At 72.0% G+C, this 10,930-nt stretch carries 9 protein-coding genes; 5 read left to right on the top strand and 4 right to left on the bottom strand.

Annotation, left to right across the window (positions count from 1 at the left end; all coding sequences use genetic code 11):
• Positions 1 to 2,501 (bottom strand): nSTAND1 domain-containing NTPase (locus IE312_RS08940; protein WP_189980084.1); only part of this gene is annotated, 2,501 nt, incomplete at its 3' end.
• Positions 2,502 to 2,743: 242 nt separating this feature from the next.
• Here IE312_RS08940 and IE312_RS08935 point away from each other — a divergent pair.
• Together IE312_RS08935 and IE312_RS08930 are read left to right on the top strand one after the other, a co-directional pair.
• Complete coding sequence (locus tag IE312_RS08935; RefSeq protein WP_189980082.1) at positions 2,744 to 3,688, top strand: peptidoglycan-binding protein; 945 nt, start codon at positions 2,744 to 2,746, stop codon at positions 3,686 to 3,688.
• A 145-nt stretch (positions 3,689 to 3,833) separates the two neighbouring features.
• Positions 3,834 to 5,039, top strand: coding sequence for a GH25 family lysozyme (locus IE312_RS08930; protein ID WP_189980080.1), 1,206 nt, complete (start codon positions 3,834 to 3,836; stop codon positions 5,037 to 5,039).
• A 287-nt stretch (positions 5,040 to 5,326) separates the two neighbouring features.
• Here IE312_RS08930 and IE312_RS08925 read toward each other — a convergent pair whose 3' ends face one another.
• Positions 5,327 to 5,764, bottom strand: a complete 438-nt coding sequence (locus IE312_RS08925; protein WP_189980078.1) for a peptidase inhibitor family I36 protein — start codon at positions 5,762 to 5,764, stop codon at positions 5,327 to 5,329.
• A 219-nt stretch (positions 5,765 to 5,983) separates the two neighbouring features.
• Positions 5,984 to 6,928 carry a DMT family transporter gene (locus IE312_RS08920; protein WP_189980076.1) on the bottom strand — a complete coding sequence of 315 codons (945 nt, stop codon included), beginning with the start codon at positions 6,926 to 6,928 and terminating at the stop codon, positions 5,984 to 5,986.
• A 20-nt stretch (positions 6,929 to 6,948) separates the two neighbouring features.
• On the opposite strand from IE312_RS08920, the gene pdxR reads away from it, so the two are divergent.
• Positions 6,949 to 8,652 carry a MocR-like pyridoxine biosynthesis transcription factor PdxR gene (pdxR, locus tag IE312_RS08915; RefSeq protein ID WP_189980074.1) on the top strand — a complete coding sequence of 568 codons (1,704 nt, stop codon included), beginning with the start codon at positions 6,949 to 6,951 and terminating at the stop codon, positions 8,650 to 8,652.
• A 31-nt stretch (positions 8,653 to 8,683) separates the two neighbouring features.
• Here pdxR and IE312_RS08910 read toward each other — a convergent pair whose 3' ends face one another.
• Entirely contained in the window at positions 8,684 to 8,971 is a 288-nt protein-coding gene (locus tag IE312_RS08910) for a hypothetical protein (RefSeq protein ID WP_189980072.1), read from the bottom strand.
• Positions 8,972 to 8,989: 18 nt separating this feature from the next.
• On the opposite strand from IE312_RS08910, the gene IE312_RS08905 reads away from it, so the two are divergent.
• Positions 8,990 to 9,385: a hypothetical protein gene (locus IE312_RS08905; protein WP_189980070.1), complete on the top strand. Its 396-nt coding sequence runs from the start codon at positions 8,990 to 8,992 to the stop codon at positions 9,383 to 9,385.
• A 215-nt stretch (positions 9,386 to 9,600) separates the two neighbouring features.
• Positions 9,601 to 10,488: a KPN_02809 family neutral zinc metallopeptidase gene (gene ypfJ / locus IE312_RS08900; RefSeq protein WP_189980068.1), complete on the top strand. Its 888-nt coding sequence runs from the start codon at positions 9,601 to 9,603 to the stop codon at positions 10,486 to 10,488.
• Positions 10,489 to 10,930 lie beyond the last annotated feature (442 nt).

The following is a 10,930-nucleotide window of genomic DNA, read 5'->3' as shown; positions in this document are numbered from 1 at the left end:
CCTGCCAGGAGGTGGCTGTCCGGGCTGAACGCGATGGCGTACACGGTGTCCTTGAAGCCGGTGAGCCGCTTCAGACGCTGCGGGTGGGAGGGATCGGCGACGTTCCACAGCCGGATGGTGTGATCGTGCCCCGCGCTGGCGAGGGTGCGGCCGTCGGGGCTGAACGCGGCCGAGGCCACCGCACCGTGGTCGTGGCCGCGCAGCGGTTGTCCGAGCCGCTGGGGGTGGGCCGGATCGGCGACGTTCCACAGCCGGACCGTCCCGTCGTCGCTCGCGCTGGCGAGGGTGCGTCCGTCCCGGCTGAAGGAGACGGAGAAGACGTAGCTCCCGTGTCCGGTCAGCGGCTGCCCCCAGGGCGCGGGGTGTGCGGGGTGGGTCACGTTCCACAGCCGCACCGTGTGGTCGCGTCCGGCGGAGGCCAGGGTGCGGCCGTCGGGGCTGAACGCGAGCCAGTAGACCCGCTGGCTGTGGCTGGCCACGGGACTGCCGAGCGGTACCGGGGCGGCCGGGTCGGCGACGTTCCACAGCCGGATCATTCCGTCCCCTCCCCCCGCGGCCAGAGTACGGCGATCGGGGCTGTAGGCCACCGCGTACACGACACCGTTGCCGACGGTCAGGCGCCTGGCGACCGGGGCGTCCGCGGCGCTGATCAGATCGGTGCGCAGCTGCGGCCGGGGGCGGAGACGATAGGCGGCGATCTCCAGCTGGGCGGCGAGTGAGGGGTCGGCGTCGCGCAATTGGCCGGCCTGCACCTGCACCTCCCCCGCGATGGCGTTGTTGCGCTGGATCTGGGCGGTCGCGCTCTTCTTGAACGCCACGCCGGCGGCCACCGAGGCGATGAGGGCCAGGGCGCACACGGCGGCGATGCCGGCGCGGCGCAGTCGGGCCGCACGGCCCGCGTGGCGGGCGGACGCGGCCAGGAACTCGTCGACGCGGGGGCCGAGGTCCGGCGTGTCGCCACGCGTGGCGGCCCACTGGCGCGCCGCTGCCAGGACGCCGCCCCGGTAGAGGGCGCCCGGATCACGTCCCTGCCGGTGCCAGAAGGCGGCTGCTTCGGAGACCTGCTGGTGCATGAGCAGACCCGCCCGGTCTTCGTCGATCCAGCGGCGCAGCCTGGGCCAGGCGTGCAGCAGCGCCTCATGGGTGAGTTCGGCGCTGTCCCGGTCCAGGGTGACCAGGCGGGCCCGGGCGAGAAGGTCCAGCACGGCGTCGGTGTCGGGACCGAGGTCCTCGCGTGGCAGGGGACGTTTGGTGTCGTCGGTTCCGTCGCCGAGGGCCACCATCTGCAGCAGGACGGAACGGGTGAGTCGTTGTTGCTCGGTGGTCAGCTGCTGGTAGAGGGCTTCCGCGGTGTTGGCCAGGGCGTGGGTGATGCCGCCTGCCGTCTCGTAGCCGCTCAGCGTGAGCGTGTTGCCACGGCGGCGGAGCCAGGTCTCGCGCATGGCGTGGGAGACGAGCGGGAGGACGCCGGCCTGTCCGGTGGCCTCCGCGACGACGCGGGCCAGGAGGGCCGTCTCCACCGCGCATTCGGACCGGACGGCCGGCCGGCTGATGGCACGGCGCAGTTCTTCCGTCGTCATGGGGCCGACGAGGACCTGGGCGTCCTGGAGGGCCGCGACAAGTTCGGGGTGTTGCGAGCAGTTCGCGTAGAAGTCGGCCCGGACACCGATGACGACGCGCGTGCGGCTGTTGGCGGCCCGGGCCGCCGTGAGTAACGCGTCGATGAAGCGGTCGCGTTCGGTCCTGTCCTGGCAGAGGGTGAAGACCTCTTCGAACTGGTCCACGACCAGTACCAGATCCGTGCCGTCGGGTGCGTCCGAGGCCGCCAGCGCCTGCAGCACGGTCTGGTGCAAGGACCTAGGGTCGCCGCTCAGCTCCCTGTGCAGCACCGTGGCCGTACCGGAGGTGAAGGCCGCGAGCCGGGCCGCGCACTCCTCCAGGGGGTGTGCTCCTGGGGTGAACAGCAGCGTCGGCCACCCGGGGCAGCCGTTCGTATCGTGCCCGTTCAGCCGGGGGACCATCCCGGCCCGCAGCAGTGAGGACTTGCCGGAGCCGGAGGCGCCGAACACCGCCACGAAGCGGCCGGCCCGGACCCGGGCGACGAGGTCGGCCGTGAGCCGTTCCCGCCCGAAGAACAAGGAGGCGTCCTCCGGCTGGAACGCCGCGAGGCCCACATAGGGACACGGTCGGTCCTGATCCGGCCCCGCGTCGTCCCGGTCGTCCGGCGAGGCCGGACCGACGCTTGCCGCGACCGCGTGCCAGCGCGCCTTCCATTCCTCCTCGTCGCCCCCGCAGGCCCGGACGAAGGCGAGGGTGACTTCCAGACTGGGGAGTCTTCGGCCGGCGGCCGCGTCGGCGAGTGTCGTCGACGAGTAGTGCGCCTTGACGGCGAGCTGGCGGTAGGTGGGCTTACCCGCCTTGTCCCGCAACAGACGCAGTCGCGCGGCGAATTCGGTCAGCGGGCTGCCGTCGTCCTCTAACGGCTTTTCCTTCCTCGGCACTCGGTACTCCCCCAAGGCTCGTGACGTGACGCGGGCGAGCTTATTGTCCGGAGCCGGTTGTCCGGAGGCTCTTCCGCGACACCGGACAACGCGAGGAGCCGTAGAACTGGTTGCGGCGACGGCGGACGAGGGGGAGCCGCCGTCCGGCCACCTGCCCCGGCGGGCGCACCGGCGACATCGAACGCCGCGTGGACGCCCCTTCCGGTTCACCGCCTCTCCCCGAACGTGAGGAGTCCTCGGACATGTTGACGAACAAGCACGCGACGCATCACCCGGTACGGCGTTCCCGGCGGGCAGCCATCGGCCTGCTGACGGCGGCTGCGGCGGTCGGCGCCCTGGCGGTCATGCCGGGTCAGGCCTCGGCACACACCGCGGCGACGGCCAGGCCTGCGGCCACCTCGACGCAGATCAAGGTGGCCCAACGCGACTTGAACGGCCTGGCCTACGACGCCGGCCGGGTGGACGGTGTCGGCGGCCCCAGGACCAAGGCGGCCACGCAGGCCTTCCAGGGCGACCGGTGCCTGGACATCGACGGCGTCATCGGCCCGCAGACGCTCGCGGGACTCACCTCCGTGACCAAGCAGGTCCAGAGCAAGGCCGGAGCCCCGGCCAACGGCGACTACGGCGCGGCCACCACGAACGCGGTGAAGCAGTTCCAGTCCGCCCACCATCTGACGGCGGACGGCATCGCCGGCGAGCGGACGATGAAGGCCATGGGCATCGAGCGGCTCGTCAAGAGCTGCCACACCACGAGCGCCCTGCGGGCCAAGATCGTCAACACCGCCAAGAGCCAGATCGGGGTCACGGCCGACTCCCACGACTGCGTCCCCGGCAAGCCGTACAGCGTGTGCGACCAGTGGTGCGCGGCCTTCGCCACCTGGGTCTGGCGGGAGTCCGGTGTCGACATCCCCTTCATCAAGTTCGTCCCCAGCGTCTACGACTGGGCCGTCGCCCACCACAAGTGGGTCGGCACCAGCGGCCTCGCCACCGCCGCACCCGGAGACCTGATCATCTTCGGCAGCGCCCACAACCGCTACCACATCGGCGTCGTCGACCAGGTCAGCGGCAGGACCGTGCGCGTCGTCTCCGGCAACACCACCGACCCCGCCGGCTCCGGCAAGCACGGCGTCTACGACAAGACCTACTCACTGTCCGCATCCGTCTTCTACGGCCTGGTCCGCCCGTAACGCGGCCACGCCCGACCGTTCCACGGGCCCTTGCACGGTGCCTCAGGCGCCGCCAAGGGCCCGTGGAACGGTCTCGCGGCCCCAGAACGACGATGCCGACCACCACCACCGACCGACCGACCACGGAACCACAACGGAGAGAGCGATGACCCGTCTTCACCACCCCAGCGGCCGGCCGAGCAGAGCCGGTTGGCGAACCCGCGGCGCGGCGATGCTCGCCGCGGCACTCGCGGTCCTGTGCCTCGACGCCCACGAGGTGGCCCACGCCGACACCACCGCGGTCGCCGGCACGGCCCGGTCCACGGCCCCGGTGCGGGGGCTCGACGTGAGCGGCCACAACCCCCACGTCGACTGGCAGGCGACGGCCGCCAAGGGCGCCTCCTTCGCCTACGTCAAGGCGACCGAAGGAGTCACCTACACCAGCAGCTACTTCACACAGCAGTACAACGGGGCGGCCGACGCGGGCCTGATCCGCGGCGCCTACCACTTCGCCCGCCCCGACGCCTCCGGCGGACGCGCGCAGGCCGACTACTTCCTGGCCCACGGCGGCAAGTGGACCCGTGACGGCAAGACGCTCCCCGGCGCGCTGGACATGGAGGCCAACGCGCACGGCGACCCCTGCTGGGGACTCAGCCCCGGTGCGATGACCAGCTGGATAGCCGCGTTCGTGAACGAATACCACGCCCGTACGGGACGCCACCCGGCCATCTACACCCCTGCCGGCTGGTGGGCGAACTGCACGGGGAACTACCGGGGCTTCGGCACGACGGCCCCGCTGTGGATCGTCAACCAGTCCGGCACGCCGACCCCTTTGCCCGCCGGATGGAGCACGTACACCATCTGGCAGACCGCGGAATCAGGGGCCTTCCCCGGGGACCAGGACGTCTTCAACGGCAGCCTGCAAGACCTCAGGACGTTCGCCCTGCACGACTACACTCCTCCGCCGCCGGCCCCCAATTGGCCCCTCGTGGTGCAGGGTCAGGCAGGACGGCAGGTGACCACCGTGCAGTACCTGCTCAACGCGCACGGGGCGGCCCTCACGGTGGACAGCCGGTTCGGGACGACCACCCGGAACGCCGTCGTCTCCTTCCAGAACAGCCAGGGGCTCACCCCTGACGGCATGGTGGGGCCGAACACCTGGAAGCACTTGGTCGTCACCGTACGGCAGGGCGACTCCGGCGCCGCCGTGCGGGCCGCGCAGGACGAGCTGAAGGCCCACGGCGCCGCTGTCACGGTGGACGGCCGGTTCGGGGACGGTACCCGGAAGGCGGTGCTCGCCTTCCAGAAGTCCAGGAAGCTGACACCCGACGGGGTGATCGGCGCGAGCACCTGGATGAACCTGGTGAGCTGAAGGGACGGGGCGCGGCTACGGGCGCGGTGAAGGAGCTCGCCGACGAGGTTGGTCAGGTCAGGAGCGTCAGGGACGGTGCCGACGACGGCGCGCAGCCGGGCGACGCAATGCCGGACCAGCAGACGCCTGGATGGGTCGCAGCCCGCTACGTCAGGAACACCGGCACCGTCAAGCTCGCTTCGGACGTCTCCGAGGACGACCCCGGGGCCGGCGGGGGCACCGCTGGCTGACCGGCGCTCCCCAGGACGCCGGTCATGATCATCATGCCGGGCGCCGTGCCCGTGGCGTCAATAGCAGGGGTACTCGTCGAGCGTCACGGAGGACACTTCGTTGTCGAGCGTGTAGAGGCCGAGGTCGTAGACGTAGGTGTGCGGACGCACTTCCAGGCAGGTGCCGGAGTCGGCCCAGGTCGGGAAGTGGCGGTGCAGGTAGATGGGAACGTCGAGGTTGTTGACCACGGAGCTCGCCCTGTCGCCGGCTCCGGCGGTACCGAGGTCGTTGACCGAGTTCTTGAAGAACCAGATCTGCCCCTCAGGGTGGCGGATATTGAAACCGCGGTAGTCGTAGAGACAGTAATAGTTGCGTGGGCAGTCGTCGATGCCCTGTCCGCTGCCCGTGGCGCGTACGGAAGGAGCGTCGGCCGCGAAAGCCGGCGTGACCGCCCCGGCTCCCGCCATGAGAAGAGCCGACATGATCCCGGCAGCGGTGGTGGCCAGGTGACGCATGATTGAGGGCCTTTCTAGAGGGTGGCTTGTGACCCTCGATCACTACCCTGTGCGTTTGAATGGATGCGAAGAGTGACCGTGGTGAAGGGGCACTCCGGTCGCGCTTTTCTCGCGAAGGTGCACATCAGGAGTCGTACAGCAGAACACGCGCCTGTCGACGCGCCCTCATCTGAAGCGGGCACCGCGGCACGAGAGTTCCAGCCGGCCGTCGGACCTGTGCTACCTGGAGCGCGCCGACGTGGGCGAGGGTGCTGTCCGGGGCGCGGCGTCATCGGCGACGGCTGCGCCGTGAGCCCGAGACGCCCGCAACCCTCCGACCAATCCCCCGATCACCACCGCGATGCCCAGCCATACCGAGGGTCCCGGCACCCCCGTGCCCGTCGCCGTGCCGGCCGCCGCAGCCGCGAGCGGGGCGATGCCCGTGAGGAGGCCCGCGCGGCCGGCGCCGACGGTGCGAACGGTCGAGTACCAGAGCACGAAGGCCACCGCCGTGACCAGCAGCGCCAGGTAGCCCACGGCCGCCCACTGCTCTCCCGTCAACTCCGCTGCCGCCGTGGGACCTTCACGTGTCACGCCGAGGACCGCGAACAGCACCGCGCCCAGCCACGACGCGTGCACCGACACCCCCCACGGCGTGTGCCGGCCGAGCACCGGTACCGCCAGCAGCGTGAACGCCGCCTCGCAGCCCAGGGCCAGGGCCGCCCAGGCCACCCCGGCCGCATCCGTGCGCCCTGTGCCCTCCACCAGGACCGCGCCCGCCACCACCACGGGCGCCGCCAGCAGCACCTGCCGGCTGGGAGCGCGCCGTTCCAGCAGCGGGCCCAGGACCCCGAGGACCACCGGCACCGACGCCATCGCGACCGCGATCACCGCGGGCTCCGCGTGCGCGACCCCCCGCACCACGGCCACGTTGAACAGCACCAGCCCCGTCACCGCGAGCCCCGCCAGCCACAGCCACTCCCGGCCGCGCGGCCGGACCGGGCGGGTGCCGGTGAGTCGGGCGAGGAGCAGCAGGATCGCGGTCGCGGCCGCGTAGCGCACGGCCTGGGCGGTGAACAGCGGCGCGTCGACGAGCGCGTGCGACACGCTGACACTGCTGCCGACCAGCACCATCCCGACCATGCCGGGAACCAGGGGCGCGAAGGAGGCGGAAGGGGTATCCATGGGTCCACCTTGGCCGCACAATGGATGCCATGGGCAGGTCCAAAGAGCCGTCGGTCGAGGGGTCCAAAACCGCCGCGTCGGACGCGACGGACGCGGCCGACGGGACGAACGGGACGGTGAAATCGGCCGGTACGGCTTCCGTGGCCGGTGGCACGGCCGACGGCCGTCCGTCTCGGCCCGGCGCCTCCCTCGGCTCCGACTTCCTCCAGCTCGACATCGCCGACGCGCCCCCGGGCGGGCGGACCGCCTGGCTCGTCGACCGGCTGCGGTCGGCCATCGCCGACGGCCGGCTGCCGGTCGGGACGCGACTCCCCGCCAGCCGCGTCCTCGCCGAGGAGCTCCGCGTCACCCGGGGCGTGGTCACCGAGGCCTACCGTCGGCTGTCGGAATCAGGCCAGATCGCCGGCCGGGGCAGAGGCGGCACCGTGGTCGTCGCCGCCCCGGCGCCCCCGTCTCCCTCAGCACCGCCCACAGCCCCCTCGGCATCCGGCCCCTCTTCATCGTCGTCACCCCCGGCCGCCCGGCATCGGGCCTCCCACCCTCGCACCTCCGCCCCCGTCCCCGATGCCTTCTTCGCCTCCCCCCACCGCGACGGTCTCGTCGACGCCTTGCGCGGCCTGCCCTGCCGGATCGACCTCTCCCCGGGCGTGCCCGACCTCGCCGCCTTTCCCCGGGCCGCCTGGCTGCGCGCCGAACGCGCCGTCCTCGCCGCCGTCACCCCGCGCGATTTCGGCTACGGCAGCCCGCAGGGCGCGCCCGCCCTGCGGCGGGCCGTTGTCGGCTGGCTGGCCCGCAACCGCGGCATCCGCGCCGACCCGGAGGAGGTCGTGGTGGTCGCCGGTGTGGCGCAGGCCCTGGGGCTGCTGGGGCAACTGCTGCGTGCCGACGGCGTCGACCGCGTCGCCGTCGAGGACCCCGGCTCGCTCGGCGCGCGCCAGCAGCTGGAGTACGGCGGGCACACGACCGTCCCCGTCCCTGTGGACGCCGGTGGCCTCGACATCGACGCGCTGCGGGTCTCCGGGGCCCGGGCCGTGCTGATGACCCCGGCGCACCAGTTCCCCACCGGCGTGGTCCTCGACGGGGAACGCCGGCGCGAGCTGCTGCGCTGGGCGGCCGAGGGCGGCGTCGTGATCGAGGACGACTACGACGCCGAGCACCGCTACGACCGGCCCCCCGTACCGGCACTTCGCTCGCTCCTGCCCGACGGGGTCTGCTACGCGGGCAGCGTCTCCAAGCTGCTCGCTCCCGCACTGCGGGTCGGCTGGCTCCTGGTCCCGCCGCACCTTCTCGACGCCCTGGTCACCGCCAAGCGGTACGCCGACCTCGGCAACGGCATCCTCACCCAACTGGTCCTGGCCCGGCTCATGGACTCGGGCGAGCTGGAACGGCACCTGCGCCACGTCCGGCGCCGCCACCGCAGGCGCCGGGACGTGATGGTGCGGGCCGTCGAGGCCCACCTGCCCGGCGCCCGCGTCCACGGGGCGGCTGCCGGACTGCACCTCATGGTCACCTTCGCCGACGGGCCCGGCAGCCGCGTCCGCGACACCGACCTCGCCGCGGCCGCGCTCGCCCGGGGCGTGAAGGCCCACCCCCTGTCCTGGCACCGTCTGACCCCCGGCCCGCCCGGCCTGGTCCTCGGCTACGCGGCGGGCGCCGCCCACGAGATCGAGGAGGGCATCGCCCTCATCGGGGAGGCGCTGCGAAGCCTGCCCGCTGCCGCCTGACCCCGCCACTGCCCGGGTCACCCCGACTGCCCTAGCCTGGCCCGTTCCGGCGACCGGCGGCGTTCCGTCGAACGCCGACGCGGACGAGCCGAGCGCCGACGTCGAGCGGGGCCTGCGCCGAGAGGTCCCCGAGCGCTGAGGCCGACCCGGACATCGCCCGGGTGACCACGCGGAGCATCGCCGAGCACAGCACCGCCGCCCGCTCGCCGGCCTGGAGCACATGCGGCACGGCAGGTGTCACGAGAACGGGAGGCACCTCGTCGTCGCTCCCCGCCAGGTAGATCCGGGTACCGACCAGCCCGTACGCCGACTTCGGCACGCCTCGTAGGGTGGTCCGATGTTCGATCATTTGGAGATCCGCGTGTTGCCGCCGGAACCCCGGTTCGCTGCCCAGTTGCGGTTCTGGGTCAACGGCGAGGACGTGATCGAACGGGCGGTCGCCAAGGGCGGCCGTGGGCCTTTCGCCGCGGACGTGCTGCCTGCCGGCCGGCCCAGTCTCCTACGGGCGACCGGCGAGGCACGTCGTCTGGAGCTGGGAGAACCAGACTGCACCGGCGGCTGCTGCGGTTTCCTGTCCGTCGTCGTTCGACGGTTCGAGGACATCGTGCAGTGGTCGGACTGGGAGGTTCCGCACGCCTCCGCCTCCCCGGCGGAGCTTCACTTTGACGCCAGCCAGTACGACGCCGAGGTGGCTCGCGCTGAGGCAGCCCGGTGGTGGCAAGTTGCCGAGTAGTCCAGCACGGCGCACCCCTGCGTGACCGCGGTCGGTGGCATGGAGGGCCGTTACCGCGCATGGCGGTCCGCCGTTCGCCCACGGGGCGTCGCGGCGCCCGTCGGCTCCTCCCAGAGGCGGAGCAGGAAGAGGACGGGATGGGGATGTCCTCGTACGGGGTAGGCGAGCGGAACGACGCGGGGCGGTCCGGCGTGCTGCTTGAGGGAGGTCCACGGATGCAATTCGACGACGATGCTGCTCTGGACACGTCCGAGGTCGAGGACGGGCGGGGAGGTGCGCTGGGCGGGATCCCGGGCGGCGGGAAGACCATCGGCGGAGGACTGGTCGGGCTCGTGGTGCTGGTCGCGTCCGTGCTCTTCGGTGTCGATCCCGGCATGTTCGGCTCGGACAGCAGCGACACGTCCTCGTCCGGTACATCAGCCGCGGACCTCGCGGCGGACTGCCGGACCGGTGCCGACGCCAACCGCAAGGAGGAGTGCCGGATCGTCGCCGTGGTCGACAGCGTGCAGGCGTTCTGGAAGCAGACGGAGACAGCCGCCGGCAAGCCCTACCAGCAGGCCCCGACGTACCTGTTCACCGGCAGTGTGAACACCGGCTGCGGAAACGCCACATCCGATGTCGGCCCCTTCTACTGCTCGGCCGACGACAAAGTCTATCTCGATCTCGGCTTCTTCAACGACCTGAGCAGCAAGTTCGGCGCCAAGGGCGGCCCGTTCGCCGAGGCCTACGTCATCGCGCACGAATACGGCCACCACTTCCAGGACCTCAGCGGAACGATCTCCCGTGGCAGCGGAAAGGGCCAGAGCAGCGGCTCGGTGAAACTCGAGTTGCAGGCGGACTGCTACGCCGGAGTGTGGGCTCACCACGCCACCACGACCCCCGACCCCAAGAGCGGTAGGCCACTGATCACCGACTTGACGAAGGACGACATCAACCGCGGGCTGGACGCGGCCGCCGCCGTCGGTGACGACCGTATCCAGCAGCGCTACCAGGGCAAGGTCACACCCGACACCTGGACCCACGGCTCCGCGAGCCAGCGCCAGCAGTGGTTCTCCACCGGCTACCGCTCGGGCAGTGTCGCCAGCTGCAACACGTTCAGCTGACCACGCTGACGGCCACGTCACGACACCCGGCTGCCGGTGACCGCGGAACCTGCCCGGCGCCTGCGCCGACACCCTCAGCGCCCCGCCGACCCAGTCGGGCGACGCCCTCGCGGACGAGGACGAGGGCCGCACCGGAGCGGGCATCCCCTGACCCGATCCGACCGGGAGTTGTCCCACGGTCGGTCGGCCCGTGCACGACGATGTCGGCCGGCACACCGCCGGGAGGCCACCGGCGCATCGCCGGCCAAGTGGGCACGTTGGGCAGTGAGCGGAAAGCACGCTGCCAGCGAAGAGACGGGTTCGCCCGCCGACCGCCGGCGCCGTCCTGCTCGCCGCACGCGTACCTCAAGAGGCACCTCAATGGCTTCACCCGGGAAGCCGGGGGCACCCTCAACCCCATGACGACCAGAGGCGGACGCGCGTGCCGCTCACGGGCGCATGA

The sequence above is a fragment of the Streptomyces capoamus genome (genome assembly GCF_014654935.1).
Taxonomy (GTDB): Bacteria; Actinomycetota; Actinomycetes; order Streptomycetales; family Streptomycetaceae; genus Streptomyces; species Streptomyces capoamus.
The sequence above is the reverse complement of the archived record's forward strand: the minus strand, read 5'-3'. Positions and strand labels throughout refer to the sequence as shown.